Origin of the sequence: Pseudomonas sp. 22515, assembly GCF_052044625.1 — a bacterium.
In the GTDB taxonomy this organism is placed as follows: domain Bacteria; phylum Pseudomonadota; class Gammaproteobacteria; order Pseudomonadales; family Pseudomonadaceae; genus Aquipseudomonas; species Aquipseudomonas alloputida.
Genome location: NZ_JBQENN010000007.1, coordinates 104,914 through 127,301, shown reverse-complemented (window position 1 = coordinate 127,301; position 22,388 = coordinate 104,914). Strand labels below are relative to the sequence as shown.

19 protein-coding genes, 2 tRNA genes and 1 pseudogene are annotated in these 22,388 nt (G+C 61.5%); 16 read left to right on the top strand and 6 right to left on the bottom strand.

Going from position 1 to position 22,388, the window contains the following annotated elements:
* Window positions 1-110: 110 nt before the first annotated feature.
* The 6 genes from ACTJJN_RS09190 (at window position 111) to ACTJJN_RS09165 (ending at window position 5,638) form a co-directional block, all read left to right on the top strand.
* Window positions 111-2,357 (top strand): AsmA family protein, encoded by a 2,247-nt coding sequence (locus ACTJJN_RS09190; RefSeq protein ID WP_221100738.1) that lies wholly within the window; start codon window positions 111-113, stop codon window positions 2,355-2,357.
* On the top strand, window positions 2,354-3,421 hold the full coding sequence (mutY, locus tag ACTJJN_RS09185) for an A/G-specific adenine glycosylase (protein WP_011953236.1): 1,068 nt from the start codon (window positions 2,354-2,356) through the stop codon (window positions 3,419-3,421). Before ACTJJN_RS09190 ends, mutY begins: the two co-directional genes overlap by 4 nt.
* A complete protein-coding gene (locus ACTJJN_RS09180) occupies window positions 3,418-3,690 on the top strand; it encodes an oxidative damage protection protein (RefSeq protein WP_003255742.1) in 273 nt (90 codons plus the stop codon). The genes mutY and ACTJJN_RS09180 overlap by 4 nt, the downstream gene beginning before the upstream one ends.
* A gap of 90 nt (window positions 3,691-3,780) precedes the next feature.
* Window positions 3,781-3,856, top strand: a tRNA-Phe gene (locus tag ACTJJN_RS09175).
* 170 nt (window positions 3,857-4,026) lie between these two features.
* Window positions 4,027-5,007, top strand: coding sequence for a polyphosphate kinase 2 (gene ppk2 / locus ACTJJN_RS09170; RefSeq protein ID WP_011953235.1), 981 nt, complete (start codon window positions 4,027-4,029; stop codon window positions 5,005-5,007).
* Window positions 5,008-5,194: 187 nt separating this feature from the next.
* The gene (locus ACTJJN_RS09165; RefSeq protein ID WP_011953234.1) at window positions 5,195-5,638 is read left to right on the top strand and encodes a hypothetical protein; all 444 of its coding nucleotides are present in this window, start codon (window positions 5,195-5,197) and stop codon (window positions 5,636-5,638) included.
* Window positions 5,639-5,841: 203 nt separating this feature from the next.
* On the opposite strand, the gene gabP is transcribed toward ACTJJN_RS09165, so the two are convergent.
* On the bottom strand, window positions 5,842-7,227 hold the full coding sequence (gene gabP / locus ACTJJN_RS09160; RefSeq protein ID WP_003255745.1) for a GABA permease: 1,386 nt from the start codon (window positions 7,225-7,227) through the stop codon (window positions 5,842-5,844).
* A gap of 631 nt (window positions 7,228-7,858) precedes the next feature.
* On the opposite strand from gabP, the gene ACTJJN_RS09155 reads away from it, so the two are divergent.
* The 5 genes from ACTJJN_RS09155 (at window position 7,859) to ACTJJN_RS09135 (ending at window position 12,168) form a co-directional block, all read left to right on the top strand.
* Window positions 7,859-8,632: an ABC transporter ATP-binding protein gene (locus ACTJJN_RS09155; protein ID WP_440781209.1), complete on the top strand. Its 774-nt coding sequence runs from the start codon at window positions 7,859-7,861 to the stop codon at window positions 8,630-8,632.
* An 11-nt stretch (window positions 8,633-8,643) separates the two neighbouring features.
* The gene (locus ACTJJN_RS09150) at window positions 8,644-9,396 is read left to right on the top strand and encodes an ABC transporter substrate-binding protein (RefSeq protein WP_011953233.1); all 753 of its coding nucleotides are present in this window, start codon (window positions 8,644-8,646) and stop codon (window positions 9,394-9,396) included.
* 54 nt (window positions 9,397-9,450) lie between these two features.
* Window positions 9,451-10,143 (top strand): ABC transporter permease, encoded by a 693-nt coding sequence (locus ACTJJN_RS09145; RefSeq protein ID WP_003255749.1) that lies wholly within the window; start codon window positions 9,451-9,453, stop codon window positions 10,141-10,143.
* Complete coding sequence (locus tag ACTJJN_RS09140; protein WP_003255750.1) at window positions 10,143-10,832, top strand: ABC transporter permease; 690 nt, start codon at window positions 10,143-10,145, stop codon at window positions 10,830-10,832. Before ACTJJN_RS09145 ends, ACTJJN_RS09140 begins: the two co-directional genes overlap by 1 nt.
* A gap of 130 nt (window positions 10,833-10,962) precedes the next feature.
* Window positions 10,963-12,168, top strand: a complete 1,206-nt coding sequence (locus ACTJJN_RS09135; protein ID WP_440781208.1) for a methyltransferase — start codon at window positions 10,963-10,965, stop codon at window positions 12,166-12,168.
* 354 nt (window positions 12,169-12,522) lie between these two features.
* On the opposite strand, the gene ACTJJN_RS09130 is transcribed toward ACTJJN_RS09135, so the two are convergent.
* Window positions 12,523-12,813: a DUF3077 domain-containing protein gene (locus ACTJJN_RS09130; protein ID WP_003255753.1), complete on the bottom strand. Its 291-nt coding sequence runs from the start codon at window positions 12,811-12,813 to the stop codon at window positions 12,523-12,525.
* Between the two features lie 525 nt (window positions 12,814-13,338).
* On the opposite strand from ACTJJN_RS09130, the gene ACTJJN_RS09125 reads away from it, so the two are divergent.
* A complete protein-coding gene (locus ACTJJN_RS09125; protein ID WP_324737146.1) occupies window positions 13,339-13,587 on the top strand; it encodes a hypothetical protein in 249 nt (82 codons plus the stop codon).
* Window positions 13,588-13,685: 98 nt separating this feature from the next.
* Window positions 13,686-13,761: transfer RNA gene (locus ACTJJN_RS09120), tRNA-Thr, on the top strand.
* Window positions 13,762-14,558: 797 nt separating this feature from the next.
* Here the strand turns inward: ACTJJN_RS09120 and ACTJJN_RS09115 are convergent.
* The 3 genes from ACTJJN_RS09115 to ACTJJN_RS09105 all read right to left on the bottom strand — a co-directional run bounded on the left by ACTJJN_RS09115 (window position 14,559) and on the right by ACTJJN_RS09105 (window position 17,385).
* Window positions 14,559-16,169 carry a diguanylate cyclase domain-containing protein gene (locus ACTJJN_RS09115; RefSeq protein ID WP_440781212.1) on the bottom strand — a complete coding sequence of 537 codons (1,611 nt, stop codon included), beginning with the start codon at window positions 16,167-16,169 and terminating at the stop codon, window positions 14,559-14,561.
* A 224-nt stretch (window positions 16,170-16,393) separates the two neighbouring features.
* The gene (locus ACTJJN_RS09110; protein ID WP_004575922.1) at window positions 16,394-16,867 is read right to left on the bottom strand and encodes a helix-turn-helix domain-containing protein; all 474 of its coding nucleotides are present in this window, start codon (window positions 16,865-16,867) and stop codon (window positions 16,394-16,396) included.
* A 41-nt stretch (window positions 16,868-16,908) separates the two neighbouring features.
* Window positions 16,909-17,385 carry a type II toxin-antitoxin system HigB family toxin gene (locus ACTJJN_RS09105; protein ID WP_230849509.1) on the bottom strand — a complete coding sequence of 159 codons (477 nt, stop codon included), beginning with the start codon at window positions 17,383-17,385 and terminating at the stop codon, window positions 16,909-16,911.
* 58 nt (window positions 17,386-17,443) lie between these two features.
* On the opposite strand from ACTJJN_RS09105, the pseudogene ACTJJN_RS09100 reads away from it, so the two are divergent.
* Window positions 17,444-17,651 (top strand): annotated as a pseudogene (locus ACTJJN_RS09100) (DUF3079 domain-containing protein).
* 150 nt (window positions 17,652-17,801) lie between these two features.
* On the opposite strand, the gene ACTJJN_RS09095 reads toward ACTJJN_RS09100, so the two are convergent.
* Window positions 17,802-20,099, bottom strand: a complete 2,298-nt coding sequence (locus ACTJJN_RS09095; RefSeq protein WP_440781207.1) for a TonB-dependent siderophore receptor — start codon at window positions 20,097-20,099, stop codon at window positions 17,802-17,804.
* A 140-nt stretch (window positions 20,100-20,239) separates the two neighbouring features.
* Here ACTJJN_RS09095 and ACTJJN_RS09090 point away from each other — a divergent pair, with 140 nt between their 5' ends.
* Both ACTJJN_RS09090 and ACTJJN_RS09085 read left to right on the top strand, forming a co-directional pair.
* Complete coding sequence (locus ACTJJN_RS09090; protein ID WP_108191480.1) at window positions 20,240-20,959, top strand: response regulator; 720 nt, start codon at window positions 20,240-20,242, stop codon at window positions 20,957-20,959.
* A gap of 1 nt (window position 20,960) precedes the next feature.
* Window positions 20,961-22,328, top strand: coding sequence for an ATP-binding protein (locus tag ACTJJN_RS09085; RefSeq protein WP_440781206.1), 1,368 nt, complete (start codon window positions 20,961-20,963; stop codon window positions 22,326-22,328).
* Window positions 22,329-22,388 lie beyond the last annotated feature (60 nt).

Genomic DNA, 22,388 nt, shown 5'->3' with positions numbered 1-22,388 from the left:
CTGATACAGGCGTAGGAATTTCCTACATCTCTAGTCGTACAAGCAGGGGTAACCGCGACAGCGTTATACTCTGCCGCCTGAACTCACTAACGGACTAAAAGGACTCGCCCATGAAAGCGTTCGGCAAAATCCTGGGACTGGGGCTTCTCGGGTTACTGCTGATCATCGTGGCGCTGGGCTTCGCCCTGACCCACCTCTTTGATCCCAACGACTACAAAGACGAGATTCGCCAGCTGGCACGCGACAAGGCGCACGTCGAACTGACCCTCAACGGTGACATCGGCTGGAGCCTGTTCCCGTGGCTGGGTCTGGAGCTGCATGAAGCCAGCATCGCTACCTTGAACAAACCCAAGGAACCATTCGCCGACCTGCAGATGCTTGGCCTTTCAGTCCGTGTACTGCCGCTGCTGCGCCGCGAAGTGCAAATGAGCGACGTACGTGTCGAGGGCCTGAACCTGACCCTGGCGCGTGACGAACAGGGCCATGGCAACTGGGAGGACATCGGCAAGCCGCTACCCGCGCAGAATGGCGCAGGCACCGATGCACAGGCACAGGCACCTGCCGAGCAGACGCCTGCGACCACCGACAGCAACGACCGCGCCATCAAGCTGGACATCGACAGCCTGACCGTGAACAACGCCCGCGTGCAGTACACCGATGCCAAGACCGGCCAAAATTACAGCGCCGAGAGCATCCAGCTGAGCACCGGGCCGGTCCATGAAGGCGCAAACATCCCGCTCAAGGCCAGCGCCTTCATCAGCGCCAGCCAGCCGAGCATCAAAGCCCGTACCGAGCTGGCCGGCGAATTGCGCTTCGACCGCAAGCTCAAGCGCTACAACTTCGAAGACATGCGCCTGTCGGGCGAGACCTCGGGTGAGCCTACCGGCGGCAAGACCGTGACCTTCGCCGCCCAGGGCCAACTGCTGGTCGACCTGGCCGCCAATGTCGCCTCGTGGAACGGCCTGAAAGTCTCGGCCAACCAACTGCGCGCCCTCGGTGAGCTGAACCTGCGTGATCTGGACAAAGCCCCCCAGCTGAGCGGCGGCCTGTCCATCGCCCAGTTCAACCTGCGCGCCTTCCTTGAAAGCATTGGCCACCCGCTGCCGGCCACCAACGACCCGGCCGCCTTCGCCAAGCTGGAGCTGGTGACTCGCCTGCAGGGCACGCCCAGCAGCCTGGCCCTGGAAGACCTGGCGGTGAAGCTGGACGACAGCACCTTCAGCGGCCGCGTGGCCGTCGAAGATTTCGCCAAACAAGCCCTGCGCCTGCAGCTTAAGGGCGACACCTTCGACGCCGACCGCTACCTGCCGGCCAAAAGCGAAGAAGCCAAGGGCGCCACCGCTGCGCGCCAGGCCGAGGTCAAGCAACAAGAGGCCAGCGCCGTAGCCGGTGCTGGCACCACACCACTGCCCACCCCCCCAACGCAAGTGGCATGGAGCGACGACAAGCTGCTGCCGGTCGACCGTCTGCGCGCCCTCGACCTGCAGGCCGACCTGGCCTTCGGCTCGTTGACCCTGGACAAGCTGCCGATCGAGAGCGCCCAGCTCAAGGCCGTTGGCCAAGGCGGCCTGCTGACCCTGCAAACCCTGCGCGGAGCGCTGTACAACGGCACCTTCGAAGCCAAGGGCACGGTCGACGTGCGCCCTGCCGTGCCACAGCTGGGTGTGAACACCAATATCCAGCGGGTGCCGGTGGAACACTTCATCAAGGCCGAAGGCAAGGAACAGACGCCGCCGGTCAAGGGCCTGCTGACCCTGACCAGTGATCTGACAGCCACCGGTAACAGCCAGAAAGCACTGGTCGACACCCTGAACGGCAGCGCAAACTTCGCCATCAACGATGGCGTACTGGTCAATGCCAACCTGGAACAGCAGCTGTGCCAGGCCATCGCCACGCTCAATCGCAAGACGCTGAGCAGCGAACCACGCGGCAAGGACACCCCGTTCCAGGAACTGCGCGGCAGCCTGGTAGTGCGCAATGGCGTCGCCAGCAACCCGGACCTCAAGGCGCGCATCCCGGGCCTCACCGTCAATGGCCATGGTGACCTCGACCTGCGCGTGCTGGGCATGGACTACAACGTCGGCGTAGTCGTCGAAGGCGACCAGCGTGCCATGCCGGACCCGGCCTGCCAGGTCAACGAACGTTATGTAGGTGTTGAAGTACCCCTGCGCTGCCGTGGTCCGCTGGAACTCGGCGCAAAGGCCTGCCGCCTGGACCAGAACGGCCTGGGCAAGGTTGCCGCCAAGCTGGCCGGCAACCGCCTGAAGGACAAGATCGATGAAAAGCTTGATGAAAAACTTGGAGACAAAGTGAGCCCGGAACTGAAAGACGCGCTCAAGGGGCTGTTCAAGCGATGAGCCCCGAGCAGTTCTCCAGCGCAGTGCTGGACTGGTATGACGAGCACGGCCGGCACGACCTGCCCTGGCAACAGGGCATCACGCCGTACCGCGTGTGGGTGTCGGAAATCATGTTGCAGCAGACCCAGGTCAGCACCGTGCTCAATTACTTCGACCGCTTCATGCAGGCCCTGCCAACCGTGCAAGCCCTGGCCGAGGCACCGGAGGACGAAGTGCTGCACCTGTGGACGGGCCTGGGTTACTACACCCGCGCACGCAACCTGCAAAAGGCCGCCAAGGTCGTCGTCGAGCAACATGGCGGCGAATTCCCGCGCAGCGTCGAGCAGCTTACCGAGCTGCCCGGCATTGGCCGCTCAACTGCCGGCGCCATCGCCAGCATCAGCATGGGCATCCGTGCACCGATCCTCGACGGCAACGTCAAGCGCGTGCTGGCACGCTACACCGCCCAGGCCGGCTACCCCGGCGAACCCAAGGTTGCCAACCAGCTATGGGCCACTGCCGAGCGCCTTACCCCGCAACAACGCGCCAACCACTACACCCAGGCGATGATGGACATGGGCGCCACGCTGTGCACGCGCAGCAAGCCCAGTTGCCTGATCTGCCCGTTGCAGCGCGGCTGCGAAGCGCACCTGCACGGTGAAGAAACCCGCTACCCCGAGCCCAAACCGCGCAAGGCGCTGCCGCAACGGCGCACACTGATGCCACTGCTGGCCAACCACGAAGGCGCCATCCTGCTTTACCGCCGCCCTTCCAGCGGCCTGTGGGGTGGTTTGTGGAGCCTCCCGGAGCTGGACGACATCGCCCAGCTTGACGACCTGGCCTACCAGCACGGCCTGCGCCTGGCTGGCCGCCACGCCATGGACGGCCTGACCCACACCTTCAGCCACTTCCAGCTGGCGATCGAGCCTTGGCTCGTGCGCGTCGACCCGGTCGGCGAGCACGTGGTCGAGGCCGACTGGCTCTGGTATAACCTCGCCACCCCGCCGCGCCTGGGCCTCGCCGCCCCGGTGAAAAAGCTGCTTGAACGCGCGACCGACGAACTGATTGCAGGAGACGCCCGATGACCCGCACCGTGATGTGCCGCAAATACCAAGAAGAACTGCCAGGCCTGGAACGCCCGCCCTATCCCGGTGCCAAGGGCCAGGACATCTTCGAACACATCTCGCAGAAAGCCTGGGCCGACTGGCAGAAGCACCAGACCATGCTGATCAACGAGAAGCGCCTGAACATGATGAACGCCGAGGACCGCAAATTCCTCCAGGCTGAGATGGACAAGTTTTTCGCCGGCGAAGAATACGCCCAGGCCGAAGGCTACGTTCCACCGGCCGAATGACCCCAAAAATCGTAAGCGACGGAATTAATTTAAAATTTTTTCAAAAAGTCGTTGACGAGCGGTCCGGAAATCTATTTAATTCACCTCGTCGCCCAGATAGCTCAGTCGGTAGAGCAGAGGATTGAAAATCCTCGTGTCGGCGGTTCGACTCCGTCTCTGGGCACCACCTTCAAGCTTCTGGTGGTTGCAAAGTTACCCGAAGCGACAACAAGAAACCCGCCTAGTGCGGGTTTTTTGTTGCCTGTAATTTTTTCGCATTGACCAGCATCAAATAGCCATCATTCGTTCACCTTCATAATCGAAAACGGACATCCGTATCGACTATCAAGGACCTCCATGAGCGAAGAATCACCCCTCCTGCTCCCCGCCCCCAGCGAACCCACCACCACACCGATCCGCACACGCCGCACACGCCAGCGCAAGCCGGAGCCGACAATAACCCGCATCAGCCAGCAACCCGCAGCACTGGAAGTTGCCACGGCCCCCAAAGGCAGCAACGAGGACAGCACCTCGGCACGCCTGCCGGCCAGCTACCCTTACCGCACCCGCCTGCGCCGCCAGGACTACGACAAGGCCAAGCATGCGTTGCAGATCGAGCTGCTGAAGGTACAGAGCTGGGTGAAGGAAACCGGCCAGCGTGTGGTGATCCTGTTCGAAGGGCGCGATGCCGCAGGCAAGGGCGGCACCATCAAGCGCTTCATGGAGCACCTCAACCCACGCGGTGCGCGCATTGTCGCCCTGGAGAAGCCTTCCGAGCAGGAGAAAGGCCAGTGGTACTTCCAGCGCTACATCCAGCACCTGCCCACAGAGGGTGAAATGGTGTTCTTCGACCGCTCCTGGTACAACCGTGCCGGGGTCGAGAAGGTGATGGACTTCTGCACACCACTGCAATACCTGGAATTCATGCGTCAGGCGCCAGACCTGGAGCGCATGCTGTGCAACAGTGGCATCCTGCTGTTCAAGTACTGGTTTTCGGTGAACCGCGAAGAGCAGTTGCGACGCTTCATTTCGCGCCGGGACGACCCGCTCAAGCACTGGAAGCTGTCGCCCATCGACATCAAGTCGCTGGACAAGTGGGAGGACTACACTTCGGCCAAAGAGGCGATGTTCTTCCATACCGATACAGCCGATGCACCGTGGACGGTGATCAAGTCCGATGACAAGAAGCGGGCGCGGATCAACTGCATCCGGCACTTCCTGCATTCGCTGGACTACCCAGGCAAAGACCCTCGGGTGGCACATGCACCCGACCCTCTGCTGGTAGGCCGAGCTTCACACGGCTTCGAAGAAGACGAGACTCCGCAGCCGGCCACCTGAAAGCCCGGCATGCCGGCCAGCATGGCTGGCAGTGGGAGGGAAGCTATGCAGGGCCCTCGGCCAGCATAATCTGGAGATGTCTCCCACAGACGTCTCACTAAGCTGCAGCGCTCAGGGGCGCTGCTTGGGTTTATCGTGCAATTGCGCTTCAATACGCGCACTTTCAGACACACCCAAGGATTTCCCCATGGCCACCCCTACCAAGCAACAGAAACGCGCCAAGCGCGCCGCCAGCAAGGCCAAGCAGAACCGCATGGTACGCAGCGGCCAAGCGGTCAAGGCCAGCGCCGGCGACAGCGCCAGCGTCGAGCAGGTGTACAAAAAGGCCATGGAGTCGGGCAGCTACGACGCGATGTTCAACAAGATGAAGGAAGCGCAGGAAGGCGGCCTGGTGCCAATGATCTCGGTGTTCCTGGTGGATCCGCTGCTCGCCCTGGTGCTCAAGGGGCACAAGGAAGAACACGCCACCGACTACATCGTGCTGGTGTTCAACGCCTACCGCAAATGGCTGGACGGCGCTGACGAAGAGACCACCATGGCCTGGCTGGAGAGTGATGAGTTCCAGGACGCCTATATCGCCGCTTCCGAACTCGTGGCCAAGCAGCAGCAACAGCAGAAGCAGTTCGGCTGACAGGGCCATGTAACCTGTTGTGGCCCCTGTAGGAGCGGGTTTACCCGCGAATACGATGGCGGCTGCGACGGTGATTAGCCAGGATATTGGCCAGCAGGCCCGGCCCTTTCGCGGGTAAACCCGCTCCTACGAGCTTGTGGCCAGACAACAAAAAAGGCCGCACCCTTCACAGGGCGCGGCCTTCTCATTTCAGCCAGCGCGGATCAGCTGTCCAGCGCCGCCCGCCCGGCAGCCTCGCGCTTGCGGTGCACCAGCAAGCCAGCCGCCACCACACCAATACTCAGCAACGCAGTCGCAATGATCTCCGCACGGTGATCCTCACGCAGCGCCATCACCACCAGAATGGCAACGATGAAGGCAATGGTCGCCCAGGTCAGGCCCGGGAACAGCCACATCTTGAAGGTGATCTTCTCGCCGCGGGCTTCACGCTGGGCGCGCATGCGCAGCTGCGACACGGCAATCACCAGGTACACCAGCAGCGCGATGGCGCCAGAGCTGGCCAGCAGGAACTCGAACACCTGGGCCGGTGCCACGAAGTTGGCGAACACGCAAAGGAATGCCGCTGCGGTGGACAGCAGTACCGCCACGTGCGGGGTCGCCGCCTTGGTGGTGCGTTGGGCGATGGCCGGGGCGTCGCCACGCTTGCTCAGCGAGAACAACATACGCGAAGAAGTGTACAGCGCCGAGTTCAGGCAGCTGGTCACGGCAATCAGCACAACAATGTCGACGATCAGCTTGGCATTCGGCACACCAATACGGCTCAGCACGGTCTGGTAGGAGCCCGTCTCGGCCAGGGCCGGGTCGTTCCACGGCACCAGGGCCACGACCAGGAAGATCGACACCAGGTAGAACAGGCAGATACGCCAGATTACCGAGTTGGTGGCACGGCTGATCTGCTTGCCTGGGTCCTTCGACTCGGCAGCGGCGATGGTGACGATTTCGGTACCCATGAACGAGAACATGGTGGTCAGCATGGCTGCCAGCACTGCGCCCAGGCCGTTGGGCATGAAGCCTTGGGTATCGAACAGGTGGCTGGCACCGCTCACCTGGCTGCTCGGTACAAAGCCGAACAAGGCAGCACAGCCCACGGCGATGAAGCCGATGATCGCCAGCACTTTGAGCAGGGCAAACCAGAACTCGAACTCACCGTAGTTCTTCACGCTGCACAGGTTGGTGAGTGTCAGTGCCAGGGTAATGATGAGGGAGAACGCCCACAGGTCAACCGCCGGGAACCAGGCATGCAGAATGGCCGCGGCGGCATTGGCCTCCAGCGGAATTACCAACACCCAGAACCACCAGTACAGCCAGCCGATGGTGAAACCGGCCCAGCGCCCGATGGCACGGTCGGCATACGTAGAGAACGAACCGGTGTCAGGCGAGGCGACTGCCATTTCACCCAGCATACGCATGACCAGCACGACCAGCGTACCGGCGGCAGCGTAAGCCAGCAGCACAGCAGGGCCGGCAGCTGCGATGGCGTGGCCGGAGCCTACGAACAGGCCGGCACCGATGACGCCAGCGATGGACAGCATGGTCACATGCCGTTGTTTGAGCCCCTGAGCGAGGTCATTGGAATTGTTACCGCTCATTGAAACTACCTTTGTAAGGAGTGGACCACGCCGACTGCGGGTATAGAGCGCGCCAGGGGTTGACCCAGGCGTCGCTGCAATCGGCGGTTTCCAACTGGCAATAAGCGCGCCACATGCCGAATACACCCGTCAGAAAATGCTGCAGGCCTTTTAGGATGCGGCTTGGAGGGCTTTCGGCCATTGCATGACCGAAAGGGCATCAAATCATCGGATTACTGAAATACTCACTTACAAATGCACCAAAGGTGCTCCTCGGTAACACCCATGCACCAACGCAATGCCAAAAAGTGCAACCCATGGGTACAACCTTGTGACATCAACATGGCATTCGTGGGTGAACCCGTTTGCACTGGCAAAAGGTCGGGTTTACCCCTCCAATGGGTCAAAACAGCTTCCATGCGCCGGCCAAAGCTGGCACCATCGCGCCTTTTTTCATCAAGGCTCTGGTGCTGGGCGACACCTTCGCGGACATCTGCGCGACGTTACGCTGTAGCGATGCGACAAACTGCCCCACCAGCGCCCCCAGTCCCCGGCGACCCTGTTGGCCGTCATAATGCCGCTATGCTAGCTTGGCGCACGCCAGGAAGGCCGCCAACAGCTGGGAACGCACCCGAACACATGAGGACCGCACATGGCTCAGGCCACGCCCGCGCTGGAAATCCGCAATTTGCACAAACGCTACGGCGAGCAGGAAATTCTCAAGGGCATTTCGCTGACCGCTCGCGACGGTGACGTGATCTCCATCCTGGGGTCGTCCGGCTCCGGCAAGTCCACCCTGCTGCGCTGCATCAACCTGCTCGAGAACCCGCACCAGGGCGAAATCCTGGTCGCCGGCGAAGCCCTCAAGCTCAAGGCCGCCAAGAATGGCGACCTGATCGCAGCCGACAACCGCCAGATCAATCGCCTGCGCAGCGAAATCGGCTTTGTCTTCCAGAATTTCAACCTGTGGCCGCACATGTCGATCCTCGACAACATCATCGAGGCGCCACGCCGCGTGCTCGGCCAAAGCAAGGCCGAGGCCATCGAAGCCGCAGAAGCGCTGCTGAACAAAGTCGGCATCTACGACAAACGCCACAGCTACCCCGCCCAGCTTTCCGGTGGCCAGCAACAGCGCGCCGCCATTGCCCGTACCCTGGCCATGAAGCCCAAGGTCATCCTGTTCGACGAGCCTACATCGGCACTCGATCCGGAAATGGTCCAGGAAGTGCTTAACGTTATCCGCGCATTGGCCGAAGAAGGCCGTACCATGCTGCTGGTGACGCACGAGATGAGCTTTGCCCGCCATGTGTCCAGTGAAGTCGTCTTCCTGCACCAGGGCCTGGTCGAAGAGCAGGGATCGCCGCAGCAGGTCTTCGAAAGCCCGACCTCGGCGCGTTGCAAGCAATTCATGTCCAGCCACCGCTAACGGAGCAATACATGCACACCTACAAGAAGTTTCTCCTGGCAGCTGCTGCCACGCTGGTGATGTCGGCAAACGCCATGGCCGCAGAAAAACTGCGCATGGGCATCGAAGCCGCCTACCCACCGTTCAACAACAAGGATGCCAGCGGTAACGTGGTTGGCTTCGACAAAGACATTGGCGACGCCCTGTGCGCCAAGATGAAAGTCGAATGCTCGGTCGTTACCTCCGACTGGGACGGCATCATCCCGGCCCTGAACGCCAAGAAGTTCGACTTCCTGGTGTCGTCGCTGTCGATCACCGACGAACGCAAGCAGGCTGTGGACTTCACCGAGCCGTACTACTCCAACAAGCTGCAGTTCATCGCGCCGAAAAACGTCGACTTCAAGACTGACAAAGAGTCGCTGAAAGGCAAGGTCATCGGCACCCAGCGCGCAACCTTGGCCGGCACCTACCTTGAAGACAACTTCAAGGGCGTCGACATCAAGCTGTACGACACCCAGGAAAACGCCTACCTCGACCTGGTCTCCGGTCGTATCGACGGCATCCTGGCCGACAAGTACGTGCAGTACGAGTGGCTGAAAAGCAAAGACGGCTCGAACTTCGAGTTCAAGGGCGAGCCGGTGATGGACAGCGACAAGATCGGCATTGCCGTGCGCAAAGGTGACACCAAGCTGCGCGACGACCTGAACAAAGCCCTGGCAGAAATCAAAGCCGACGGTACGTACAAGAAAATCAACGACAAGTACTTCCCGTTCAGCATCGAATGATCCGCCCTGACCGGCGCGCCCTTGCGGCGCGCCAGTCCCTAAAATGACCTGCCCATGAATATCGACCTGCACGGATTCGGTCCGGCCATGATGGCCGGCACCCTGATGACCGTAAAACTGGCGCTTTGCGCCTTGCTGCTGGGGCTGGTCCTGGGCCTGCTCGGCGCCCTGGCCAAGACCTCCCCGCTCAAGCCGCTGCAATGGCTTGGCGGCTTCTACTCGACCCTGGTTCGCGGCGTGCCCGAACTGCTGTGGGTGCTGCTTATCTATTTCGGCACCGTCGGGCTCATGAACAGCCTCGGCGAAGCCCTGAACATGCCCGGCCTTGAGCTCAGCGCCTTTGCCGCGGGCGTGATCGCCCTGGGCCTGTGCTTTGGCGCCTACGCCACCGAAGTGTTCCGTGGCGCCATCCTGGCGATCCCCAAGGGCCACCGCGAAGCCGGCCTGGCGCTGGGCCTGTCCAAGGGCCGCATCCTCTCGCGGATCATCCTGCCGCAGATGTGGCGCATCGCCCTGCCCGGCCTTGGCAACCTGTTCATGATCCTGATGAAGGACACCGCCCTGGTATCGGTAATCGGCCTTGAAGAAATCATGCGTCATTCGCAGATCGGCGTGACCGTGACCAAAGAGCCGTTCACCTTCTACATGGTCGCGGCCTGCATCTACCTGGGCCTGACCGTGCTTGCCATGACCGGTATGCATTTCATGGAAAAACGCGCCGCTCGCGGCTTTGCGAGGGCTGAATAATGAATTGGGAAGTCATCTTCAAATGGCTGCCGCGCCTGGCCGAGGGTGCGGTCCTGACCCTGGAGCTGGTAGCCATTGCCGTGGTTGCCGGTTTGATCCTGGCCATCCCGCTGGGCATCGCCCGCTCCTCGCGCCACTGGTACGTGCGCGCGGTGCCGTTCAGCTATATTTTCTTCTTCCGTGGCACGCCGCTGCTGGTGCAGTTGTTCCTGGTCTATTACGGCCTGGCGCAGTTCGATGCGGTGCGCTCCAGTTCGCTGTGGCCGTACCTGCGCGATCCGTTCTGGTGCACGGTGCTGACCATGACCCTGCACACCGCTGCGTACATCGCCGAGATCCTGCGTGGCGCGCTGCAGGCGATCCCTAAAGGTGAGATTGAAGCGGCACGGGCGCTGGGCATGTCGCGTGGCAAAACGCTGTTCTACATCATGCTGCCACGCGCTGCGCGCATCGGCCTGCCGGCGTACAGCAACGAAGTGATCCTGATGCTCAAGGCCAGTGCCCTGGCCAGTACCGTGACCCTGCTGGAACTGACCGGCATGGCCCGTACCATCATCGCCCGCACCTACCTGCCGGTGGAGATCTTCTTCGCCGCAGGCGTGTTCTACCTGGTGATCTCGTTCATGCTGGTGCAAGGCTTCAAGCTGCTGGAGCGCTGGCTGCGTGTAGATGCCTGCCAAGGGCGCTGACATCTCCTGGCCTTCTTCGCGGGCACGCCCGCTCCTACAATTACTGCACAGTGCTTAGCCTGTGCACTATACCTGTGGNGGGAGCGGGCATGCCCGCGAAGAGGCCCTAAAAACCAACACACATCTACCCATGCCCAACCACCTCCACAGCCACCACCTAAGCACCCGCTTCCAGGCCCTCGACCAGTTCCTGATCGAGCACCAACAGCTGTGGAAACCCCGCCCCTTCACCACCCTGCAACTGCCCTGGGAAACCACCCACCCAGAGCTTGCCGCCCACCTGCGCCAATGTTCCCTGGCAGACGCCGAAGCCGACAGCGCCGCTGACCGCTTGCCCGCGCCCTTCCCGCAACTGGCCGAACAAGCCCAAAAGCTCGCCGCCCTCGGCAGCCTCCCTCAGACTGACCTGCCACCCGCCGCCCACCGCCTGGACGTCGCCGTCCCCGGCCGCAAATGGCAGCAGATCGAAGCCTTCGCCAGCCACCTGGCCTTCCGCGAGCCGCCCCGCCACTGGCTGGACTGGTGCTCTGGCAAAGGCCACCTCGGCCGTCGCCTGCTGCAACCCGGCCAACAGCTGACCTGCCTGGAGTACGACGCCGAACTGGTCGCCGCCGGCCAGGCCCTGAGCGCCCACCATCACTTGCCAGCACAGCACGTACACCAGGATGTGATGGCCAGCAACAGCGCCCGCCACCTGGCTAGCGACAAAAGCGTGGTCGCCCTGCACGCCTGTGGCGATCTGCATGTACGCCTGCTGCAACTGGCCAGCCAGCAAGGTTGCCGGCAACTGGCCATAGCCCCCTGCTGCTACAACCGCATCGCCGCGCAGCAATACCAGGCGTTATCCACAGCCGCGCAGACGTCGAGCCTGCAGCTGTCGCTGGACGACCTGGGCCTGCCATTGAGCGAAACCGTCACTGCCGGCGCCCGTGTGCGGCGCCAGCGCGACACCTCGATGGCCCGGCGCCTGGGCTTCGACCTGCTGCAACGCCAGCAGCGCCAGAGCGATGAATACCTGCCGATGCCTTCCCTGCCGGTGGCCTGGCTGGAGAAGCCCTTCGAGCAATACTGCCGCGACTTGGCTGAACTGAAGCAATTGCCAGTGAGCGGCGACCCGGACTGGGCAATGCTGGAAGCTGCGGGCTGGCAACGCCTGGCCGAGGTTCGGAACCTGGAGCGCGTACGCAACCTGTTCCGTCGGCCACTGGAGCTGTGGCTGGTACTCGATCGCGCCCTGTTCCTCGAAGAACAAGGCTATGACGTGCGCCTGGGCCTGTTTTGCGATTACCCACTGACCCCGCGCAACCTGCTCATTCTTGCGGAACGCGACGGTTAGCCGCAGCACAACCTGTGGATAAGTCTGTGAACAAGCTTGTGATTACCTGTTGGATCCAAGCGCTATTTCAAGCGCTTGGCTTATTCCTGCTTGCGGCTGCAGCCCAGTAAAAACAGGCGTTTGCGCAAAGACCAGCGGCGTAGCGATCCGGCATGCCTTTCGCTCAGGTCTCCGATGCCACTTGTGCATAAACATTTCTTGTGGTTGACGCAAGCGGCTTTTGTGGGAGCGGCCTTGCGTCGCGAAAGGGCCGCAAAGCGGCCCCCGTTTTCAGTGCAATCTCTGAAATCGCCGGGGCTGCTTTGCAGCCCATTCGCGACGCAAGGCCGCTCCCACAAATGACCGCGTCAATGCCTAATGCGCCTTACCCTTGGCGATCTCGATATCGTTCATCAGCGCCTTGGCCATGTCGCACAGGTAATCGGCAGCCCCCAGGAATTTATGGTCGTCCTCCATATCCCCCTCGCGCACCAGGTGCTTGATGTAGCCCATCAGGATCGAGACATGCTCGTAGGCCGCGTCGACGGGGACGCCGGGCTCTACGCGTAGCAGATTGAGGGATGGGTTACCGGCTGCGAGGAAGGTTTCCACGCCTGCGGTTGTGATTGGCTTGGGGCTGTTGGGATCAGAATCGATCGTTTTCACTTTTCAAACTCCCTAGTTCAAAAGGAGTTGCCGTGTTCATTCTTTCTCACGGAACAAAGGCGGCAACCGTGCACGAGGTGAGAAACCGAGTGAACGTAGGAAGCTCGGCCAGACCAAGGTCTGCCCGCGCACAGTCGCCATTACGCAGCCGATACGTTCAAAGTCGGGTTCTCACACCCAGTCGCCAGAGCGACCCGAAAACGGTATCCGTGAGCCACTTCCCCGACAACAGCGTTACTTCGGCGGCGCGCGTAGGATACTTCCGAAGCATCCAAACCCTGAAGCTTTTGACCCCATGGTTCAGAATTCCCTTACACAGATAACCCGGCTTACCCGCCCCCTTGTAGGAGCGGGTTCACCCGCGAAGAGGCCATAACAGACAACACAAGGCTAATGCTCCACCGCCGCAACGGTGTATCATCCGCCCCCCAAATCATTAAAAAGTGACGTCGCGCGCTGCCCGCCAGCCCCGCGACCTTCTGGCGTTGCGCCAGAACCGACAATGGACCACCGGACCTGAGCATCGTGACCCGAGCCAACCCCCTCGCCCTGCTGACCTTCGCCCTGGCCCTGACCGGCTGCGCCGGCGGCACCTCGCCCCACCCCAACAGCAACCTGGGCTGGAACCACCCCGGCATGCAACTGGGCGGCGACAACGGCCTGCCCCTGCGCGCAGAAGCCCCATGCCGCAAGCGCGGCTGCGACAATGACAAGCTGTTTTTCAACCCGGGTAAAAACGAGCCTAGCGTCACCACCATGCACCGCGGCTGGTAGGAAAATTCTTCTTTTGGGCCGGTGACTTAGGTCTTTTGCGAACATTCGCAAGGAAGTGGTTTACAGGCGCCAAACGATCGCTATAATGACGCCCCATTGCCGGTATAGCTCAGATGGTAGAGCAACTGACTTGTAATCAGTAGGTCCCGGGTTCGATTCCTGGTGCCGGCACCATACGCAGTACCAAAAAAGGCTCACCGAAAGGTGGGCCTTTTTTGTTTTCCCCCCGCAGCCCCCAATCCCCTGCCTTACGGATGCCCTGAAGCCACCGCGATCGGTGTAGGAGCTGGCTTGCCTGCGATGGGCTGCGCAGCAGCCCCAACACCCCGATAATCACAACCTGATGGAGCCGGTTTCTGGAGGCAAACCGCGATGAGCATGTGTGACGCAGAATCAGTTCGCGAACCAGGCGCCTGAGAACCTCACGCGCCTCAGCAGTGCCATGCGAACCGAGTAGCCCGCCGCATTCTTTCTCAAGCTCGCTATGAAGTTATCCACCGATCGCACTAGGCCCCGCGGCTTCATTGGAACGGGCTACAGCTGCCCCGCTCCCATGCACCTAACCTTATTAAAAGCCAATGGCACAGTGATCCTGATGATCACGCTGAGCGCAATTGGCCAGAAACCGCCAGTCGCAGCAGAAGCCTGATCTAGCCTGGACTGGTGCCGAAGCGACGCAGATCTATCGTCCAGAACCACAACCGTGGCTTACCTGTGCTAGTTTAACCCCTTTATAAAGTATCACTTCATGACACCTTAACGCCTATAAGGTACTACTTAATGAACTCTTAACTCCCTGCAAAATTCTCTTAGTGTGCGATTGGTAGTACCTTATCCTCAATGCATTTGGCTGGGGCTGAGCTGGATGCGGCGGTGGATGCAACAAGCTGCGAGAGACTGCTGGCTTAGGGGCGGGCTGCGAAGGCCACTCCCGAAAGCTTGGTGCTTGCTTTCGATCCAGCAGCCCCCTCTCAAACCCTCCGCACCCCCCGCCGCACCTCTTTATCGGCATACATCAACTGATCCGCCGCTGTAAGCGCGGCCTGCAGCGAAGTCGCAGCGGGATCAACACTCGTAATACCAAAACTCGCACCCGCGTAATCGAACCGGCAGTCGTCAAACTCGTAGCTACCAATCAGCAGCGGCACCAGCCGTCTGCGCATCGCTGCGGCAGTTTTGGCCATTTCGTCCGGGTGGATCGAAGCGGTCAAGCCGATCACAACGAACTCGTCACCACCCCAGCGCCCAAGTTCATCCGTTGCCCGCAACCCGCCCTGCAAGCGCCGGCTGCCTTCGATCAGGAACTTGTCCCCCACCTCGTGCCCGTAGGTGTCGTTGATCGCCTTGAATTCGTCGAGGTCGATAAACGCCACCAGCACCCCCTGCCCCGTTCGCTTCGCCAACGCGAAATGCCGATGCAAGGCAGCCAGGATCGCGCGCCGGTTCTTCAACCCGGTCAGCGCGTCATAGTTGGCTGCATAGCGTTCTTCCTGGCGGCGCAATAGCATCTGCCCGGCCACACGGCTGGAGAGCAAGATCAAGATCAACCCGAGCGCTGCCACAGAGGCTCCGGTCCAGTAGTACTGCTGACGCATCGGCTGCAGGTGATCAAGCTTTGCCAGCGTCAGCAGCTGATATTGCGCGTCGTTCAGAGGCTGGCGATGCACCAGATAAGGGTGCCCGTCAATGAGCCATTGATTGGCCTGACCCGCGTCTGCCACAGCGCGGATATCCATGGGCTCGCCCGGCTCTTCGTCGCCATCCAGAGGCCTGCGAATATCGGGCGGGAGCAGTGTCACCACGTTACGCAGCATGAAAAGTTCGCTGGACGCGGTGGTCACACGGCCCTGACGGTTCACTATCAAGGCAATGTGACGCCCTGTCAGGTAGAGGGCTATGTCCGGGGCATCGAACTTGACCGTGACAGAGCCAAGTGGCTTGCCGTCAGCATCGTCGATGCGGCTGGCGACGAAATAGGAGGGGGTTTTGTTCAAGCGGGCGATGCCGAACATCTCACCACTGCCGGTGCGCAATGCGTCGATGAGGTAGGCCCTGCCCGTATAGATCTGGCCAACGATGCTGAATGACTCCGCCCAGTTGCTGGCCGTCACCGTATCGTCTGAGAGATTGTTCATGTAGATACGGCCATAGTGGAGATCGCTGGCCAATCTATCCATGAAATCACCCACGCTTCGCACCAGCGGGTCACGGGTGAACTTCGAAGCGCGCTCCTCACGCGTGAGTGCGGCGAAGCCGGGCGGATCGTGGCGATATCGGGCAGCGAGTTGGATCACTTCGCTTTGACGGGCCACCATGTTGGCCACGCTGGCCATTTCGGTGAACAGGCGGTCTACGATTCGCCCCGTAATCTGGGCTTCGTATTCGGCGCCTGCCGCCAGGTTGTCGAGTTCTTCTGCCGTAAGGCGCTGTGTTATCCAGCCGCCAAGGCTTGCCACAAGTGCCAACCAGACGACCACAACGCCCATCGTCACCCGGCGCACGATGGAAGGGATGTCCCTGCGTTGCCGCCGTTGCGGCGGATCGTAACTCACGCCGCGCTTGCCGGTTGAATGGTGCTCCAAAGCAACTCCTTTTGCGATAAAGCAAAGTGCATCATCGACCCTGCGATACCCCACCACCGCGGGGCTCGCAAGATTGTAAAACACTCACCTCAGTGTATTGACAGAACGTCTACACCAATACAGCCACCATGGCTATGGCTGGTCCGGCAACCCTGCACAAATTGAGAGGTTTTTCATGCCTGGTCGCTTCATATGGAGCATTCGGTCAAGCAAAGGCTTTGATTTCAAACCACCCCATGCATGAAGAACTCAACCGGTACGCTGAAAAACTCAGCAAAGCCCTTTATCTGGGCAACCGTCATCTTCCGCTTGTTGTTCAGAATCTCGGATACCGCGCTCTGGGTCGCTATCGCCGACAGGTCCTTCTGCTTCACGCCCCTGTCCGACAGCAGAAAGGCCAACGCTTCGGCCTGGCTCGCGAACGGCACCAATACAGACTCACTCTCATACTCGTAGACGCGGTCCGCAACCATCTCGGCAAAGCGTGCCGCAGCGTGGCCTTCGCTGTCCGCATGGGAGTAGAGCTCGTCGATCAATGCCATGCGTGCCTCAAGCTCGGCATCGTCCTTGATGGGGTCATGGCAGGCGGCTAGAAGCTGGGCCATGGTTGCCATCTGAGTGTTCAGGCCATCGAGCATGGGTGAAATATTAGCGATGAATGCATCTAGTCCATTGGCTTCGATTTTATCCCGCTTCATGTTGTCACCTGTCGAATTGAAATATCGCGCGGCCCAGGTTGCTACCTGATATCGCTTCTGCACCATTTGTCGTACTCGGCGTGCGACAGAATGGCCTTGATGTAGAGAGTGCCCGTTCGCGCATTGAGCCACGCGATCAGGCGGCATTCGTTTTTCTTGATATCGAACACGTAGATATCAAGCGGCCCTTTGCGGCTGGCGGGCCTAAGTTTTGAGTGGGGGATGCGATCAACATTCCAGCCAGACACAGTGACCCACGTCTGCCTCAACTGTTCAAAAGATTCAAACCGCAGCGTCGCCCTGTCGAAGGTCGTCAGCCACAGGCTTAGGGGCGCTTTCCACTGGCCGTGGGCTTCAATCGCCTTGGTTACCGCCGCTTTCGTTATGACCCGCATTGTGTTGTCCCGGCGCACCAACATAGGGTGGAAAATATCTCTGATCCAGATATCTGTCAACCAGATATCTGGATGCGCGATGTACGGTGACCTGGCGATCGCCAATGGATTGATGCCCGTCAAACGACGGGCTGGGCGAGGGGTTTACGTTCAGATCAGGTAGCCCTGAGGGAGGTTGAGCATGGCCAAGAGATTCCCCACAAACCCTCGCCACCCCGAGCGTATCTGCTGGGGTTGCGACCTTTACTGCCCTGCCAAGGCGCTAGCCTGTGGCAATGGCGCAGACCGGACCATGCATCCGGTGGAGCTGTTTGGCAAGGATTGGGATAGCTTCGAGGGCCAGTTGGAGAAGCCGGTTGATCCAGGGGCAAGCGGTAGAGCCCAGGTAAGAAAGGGCCGCTTGGCGGCCCAGCGCAGGCCTTGAACCCAGCGCTGCTTCTGTGGGAGCGGGCGATGCGCGTGCAGGCACCGGCTTCGCCGGTGTTCGCGGGTGAACCCGCTCCTACAGGTACAGCGCCAGGCCTTGTGGAAGGGCTTGATCAGAACGCGGTGCTTACCGTCAACGACAGGTTACGCGGGTCGCCATAAATCGCCCCGGCATAGAACCCGTACTGGCTGTAGTAGTGCTTGTCGAACAGGTTGTTGGCGTTGAGGCTGACACTGGTGTTGTCGGTCAGCTGGTACTTGGCCATGGCATTCCAGATGGCATAACCGGACCAGTTCACGTCAGTGGCACCATTGCTCACACCGTTCGTGGGCTGGCCAGCCGGGCTGGAGATGGCGCGGATGTTGGTCTGCGCAGTCACGCCGGCGCCCAGGGTCAGGCGGTCGAGCGGGCCGCTCAGGCGGTAGGTGGTGGAGGCCTTGAACAGGTGCGACGGGTCGCTGCGGCCGTCGCTGTCGACGCGGCGGAAGTGCAGGTAGGTGTAACCGGCGTAGACGTTCCAGTTGGGGGTCAGGGCGCCTGCGACTTCCAGGTCGATACCGTCGGTTTCCTGCCCGGAGCCGGCCTTGTAGGCGCTGCCGCCGGTCGGGGTGGTCAGGTCGCCGTCCAACACGGCCTTGTTTTCCTGCTTGGTGCGGAAGTAGGCCGCCGAGGCGTTCAGGCGGCCATCGAACCACTCACCCTTGATACCTGTCTCGTAGCTTTGCCCACGAATCGGCTCGACCTTGCTGCCACTGCTGGTTTCAGAGGTTTGCGGGGTGAAGATGTCGGTGTAGCTGGCGTATACCGAGTAGTTGTCATTGAGGTCATACACCGCGCCCAGGTAGGGGGTGACGATGCCGTTTTCTTCCTGGCTGCTGCGCTCGCCGGCCACGCTGCGGGTGACCGAGGAATAGTTGCTGGTGCGCACGCCAACGATCACCGACAACGGGTCGGTGATGCTCAGGCGGGTGGCGGCGTACATGCCCTGCAGACGGGTGGTGGTCTTGCTGTGAAGGCCGGTGCGCGAGGCGATGAGGTCGTAGTCGTCATCCACGCCATTGTGCCAGTCGGTGACCGGGAAGCCGTTGTTGGCGCGGAACTGGCAACCCAGTGCAGGCGCGCTGGTCATGCCGTCGCCGACCATGGTGCAGGTGTACTGAGGCGACCAGCCGACGGTGCGGCTGTCGTTGTAGCCGACCATGGCCTGGTGGGTGCGGCCGAACAGCTGGAACGGGCCGGACAGGTCGATTTGCGCGGACTGCTGGGTGGTGTCGCTGGAGCTGTGCAAACCATTCAGTACGGCGCCGCTGCCGTCCTGGTCCCAATAGCCGCCGTAGCTGCCGCGCCCAGCCGAGTTCACCTTGGCAAGGCCGCGATGGTTCAGGGCTTCGGTGGTGGCCTGGGCGGCTTTCAGGTCCAACGTCCAGTCGTTGTCGAAGCGGTGCTCGAGCGAACCGAACGCAGTGCGGGTGGTGTACTCGCCAAAGCTCCAGCTGGGCACCACGTTGGTGCTGCGCGGCAAGTCGGTCTTGCTGCCGTCGCGGTACCAGATCGGGACGTTCGCGCCCCAGCCGCCCCCCACGACCTTGTTGTATTCATACTGGTAACCGGCGCCCAAGGTAGTGGCGTCGTCCAGGTCGAACTCGAAATTGGCCAACGCGGCGCGGGAACGTTCGGACTGGTTGTCGCGGAAGGAGTTGGCATCCTGCTGGGTCATCACGAAACGCGAGCGCAGGCGGCCATCTTCGGACAGCGGCAGGTTCAAGTCCGCCCCCAGACGACGCTTGTCCCAGCTGCCATAAGTGGCATAAGCGCTGCCGCCGAAGGTTTTGGTCGGTGCCTTGCGGATCAGGTTGACGGTGGCCGAGGGGTCGCCGGTGCCGCCCAGCAGGCCGTTGGCGCCGCGCACGATGTCGATGCGTTCGTACAGGTCCATGTTCAGCGCATTGCCGCTGCCACTGAAATCGGAGCCGCCCTGGGTCTGCAGGCCATCGACCTTCCAGTTACTGATTGAGTAACCACGCGCGCGGTAGTCGGTGCGCCCACCCACCTCGGACTTGTTGGCCGTTACGCCTGGGGCGGTTTCCAATGCCTGCTCGATGGTGTGGATGTCGCGGTCATCCATCTGCTGGCGAGTGATGGTGGTTACCGATTGCGGTGTCTGCCGTGGCGTCAGTGCCAGGCCAGTGGAGCTGCGGGTGCTCTCGACCGTGTAGCCCAACTGGCCGGCATCGTCGGCAGGCAGTAATGCACTGTCTTCGATCTGTGTAGCGTCGAGTTCAAGGGGTTTGCCGTCGGCAGCCACTGCACCACCGCTGATGGCGACGGCGACGCAGAAGGCCAGCGGCTTGAGGCAATTGCCGCTTTGACTGAAGGAGGTGAACACTGTCGTGATGCTTTGGGGATTCATTTGGGAAGGCTTCGTATTTGCAGATGATTTTTTGTTAGGATTCTAGGGATCAGCCCTCCGGGCTCCAGACCCGACATGTACGGGGATGTAATTGAACGTAACGAGCGCCGCCGGCCCTCACCTAACAGGTGATTTTCTGCATGAGCACGACCCTGCTGGTTGTCGATGATGACGACGAGATCCGCGAACTTCTTTGTGATTACCTGACCGATGCCGGCTACAACGTGCTGGCGGCAGCAGACGGTCAACAGATGCGTGACCAGCTGGCCCGGCACAAAGTGGAGCTGGTGGTGCTCGACCTGATGCTGCCGGGTGAGGACGGCCTTAGCCTGTGCAGGCAGTTGCAGGCCACACCTGGGTTGGCAGTGATCATGCTGTCAGCCAAGGGCAGCACGCTGGACCGCATCATCGGTCTGGAAGTAGGCGCCGACGACTATCTGGCCAAGCCCTTCGAACCACGCGAACTGATCGCCCGGATCAAAGCCGTACTGCGTCGTCCGCAACGCCTGGGCACCTCTGCCGAAGAACCTATGGTGGACGCCCAGCTGTTCGCAGGCTTTCGCCTGGAACACGTCAAGCGCCTGCTCACCCGCCCGGATGGCGAGACCCTGACCCTGCCGCGCTCCGACTACCGCGTGCTGCGCGAACTGCTGGAAGCCAACAACCGTGTGGTCTCCCGTGACCAACTGACCCGCAGCGCGTTCGGCCGCGACCACCTGCCCGACGACCGTTCGGTGGACATGTGTGTCAGCCGTCTGCGCCAGCAGCTGCGCCGGGCGCCGGCGGGGACCGCGCAAATCCTGACCATCCGTAACGAAGGCTACCTGCTGAGTCTCGCCCCCCTCGCGGCCGGTGCCTGACATGCGCTGGTTTCACCGGCTATGGCCCCGCACCTTGTTTGGTCAACTGCTGCTGATCATGGTCAGTGGCACGCTGGTGATCCAGTTGATGTCGAGCAGCATCTGGTTCGACGTGCGTTTCGCTCAGGCGCTAGAGGTGCCCGTAAGACTGGTTGCTGCACGCAGCGCCCCCCTGATTGCCCAGGCCGACTGCCACCGCGGTACGCAGCAGGCGCCAGCCCACTACCAGCTTCACTGCGTCGAAAGCCCGCCTGCGCAAGAGCATGACGAGCGCCGCGGGCACAGGCGGGTCGAGCTGTTGTTGCAGCAGGCCCTGAAGTACGAGCTGGGGCATGCCCAGGACGTGCGCCTGATGAACGTGCAACTCACCGACGAGCTGGGCCAGCCGATCGTCTGGCGCAGCCTGTTCGGCCTGCGCACGGCCCAGGCGCATATCCAGTTCGCGGTGCCATTACCCGATGGCCACTGGCTGACCGTTGCGGGCCAGGAACTGCAGGGCTGGAGCGGCGAGTCGGCCTGGGTGCTGATCAGCGATTACCTGCTGCGGGTGTATGCGCTGCGCATCGTCGCGGTGTTGCTGGTATGCCTGGTTGCCGTGCGCCTGTGCCTGCGCCCGTTGCGGCGCCTGGCCGATGCCGCACGCGGCCTGGGTAGCAACCTCGAGCAGCCTCCCCTGGCACTGGATGGCCCGGAGGAAGTGCGCCAGGCGGCGCAGGCATTCAACGCGATGCAGCAGCGGCTGATTGCCATGGTCAACGACAAGGCCTACTTCCTGGCCGCCGTGTCTCATGACCTGCGCACCCCACTCACCCGCATGCGCCTGCGTCTGGAGCGCTTACCCGATGACGAACACCGCCAGCGCTTGCGGCAGAACATCACGCAGATGGACGATATGATCGGTCAGGTTCTGGACTACCTGCGTGCGGGGGAGCAGCGGAATCTGCAGCAGGTGGACCTGGACCGATTGGTCGCGCGCCAGTGTGCGGACCTGGCCACTGCCGCAGAACCACTTCCGGTGCACGGCAAGGCGGGCAGCTTGCGGGTAGATGCCTTGCTGTTGCAGCGCTGCCTGCAAAACTTGTTGGTCAACGCGTTGCGCTACGCCAAGAACATTTCGGTCACGTTGGAACGTGCCACCACAGGTGTATTGATCCATATCGACGACTGCGGGCCAGGGATTGCCCCGGGCCTGCTGGCGACTATTGCCGACCCCTTCGTGCGCGGTGACGGGTCGCGTAACCAGGCGTCCGGCGGATATGGGTTGGGGTTGAGCATTGCCCAGCGGATCGCCACCAGCCATGGGGGTGAGCTGATGCTGTCGAACCGTGAGAGCGGTGGGTTGCGGGTCAGCATACTGCTGCCAGGCTAACGCGATCTTCTGTGGGAGCGGCCTTGTGTCGCGATGGGCTGCGCAGCAGCCCCGACGATT

What these genes read in the sequence shown, in the direction of transcription:
- mutY (WP_011953236.1), top strand. Translation starts at nt 2,354, where the DNA reads ATGAGCCCCGAGCAGTTCTCCAGCGCAGTGCTGGACTGGTATGACGAG.
- ppk2 (WP_011953235.1), top strand. Translation starts at nt 4,027, where the DNA reads ATGAGCGAAGAATCACCCCTCCTGCTCCCCGCCCCCAGCGAACCCACC.
- ACTJJN_RS09155 (WP_440781209.1), top strand. Translation starts at nt 7,859, where the DNA reads ATGGCTCAGGCCACGCCCGCGCTGGAAATCCGCAATTTGCACAAACGC.
- ACTJJN_RS09165 (WP_011953234.1), top strand. Translation starts at nt 5,195, where the DNA reads ATGGCCACCCCTACCAAGCAACAGAAACGCGCCAAGCGCGCCGCCAGC.
- ACTJJN_RS09090 (WP_108191480.1), top strand. Translation starts at nt 20,240, where the DNA reads ATGAGCACGACCCTGCTGGTTGTCGATGATGACGACGAGATCCGCGAA.
- ACTJJN_RS09190 (WP_221100738.1), top strand. Translation starts at nt 111, where the DNA reads ATGAAAGCGTTCGGCAAAATCCTGGGACTGGGGCTTCTCGGGTTACTG.
- ACTJJN_RS09150 (WP_011953233.1), top strand. Translation starts at nt 8,644, where the DNA reads ATGCACACCTACAAGAAGTTTCTCCTGGCAGCTGCTGCCACGCTGGTG.
- ACTJJN_RS09135 (WP_440781208.1), top strand. Translation starts at nt 10,963, where the DNA reads ATGCCCAACCACCTCCACAGCCACCACCTAAGCACCCGCTTCCAGGCC.
- ACTJJN_RS09085 (WP_440781206.1), top strand. Translation starts at nt 20,961, where the DNA reads ATGCGCTGGTTTCACCGGCTATGGCCCCGCACCTTGTTTGGTCAACTG.
- gabP (WP_003255745.1), bottom strand. Translation starts at nt 7,227, where the DNA reads ATGAGCGGTAACAATTCCAATGACCTCGCTCAGGGGCTCAAACAACGG.
- ACTJJN_RS09180 (WP_003255742.1), top strand. Translation starts at nt 3,418, where the DNA reads ATGACCCGCACCGTGATGTGCCGCAAATACCAAGAAGAACTGCCAGGC.
- ACTJJN_RS09095 (WP_440781207.1), bottom strand. Translation starts at nt 20,099, where the DNA reads ATGAATCCCCAAAGCATCACGACAGTGTTCACCTCCTTCAGTCAAAGC.
- ACTJJN_RS09110 (WP_004575922.1), bottom strand. Translation starts at nt 16,867, where the DNA reads ATGAAGCGGGATAAAATCGAAGCCAATGGACTAGATGCATTCATCGCT.
- ACTJJN_RS09145 (WP_003255749.1), top strand. Translation starts at nt 9,451, where the DNA reads ATGAATATCGACCTGCACGGATTCGGTCCGGCCATGATGGCCGGCACC.
- ACTJJN_RS09140 (WP_003255750.1), top strand. Translation starts at nt 10,143, where the DNA reads ATGAATTGGGAAGTCATCTTCAAATGGCTGCCGCGCCTGGCCGAGGGT.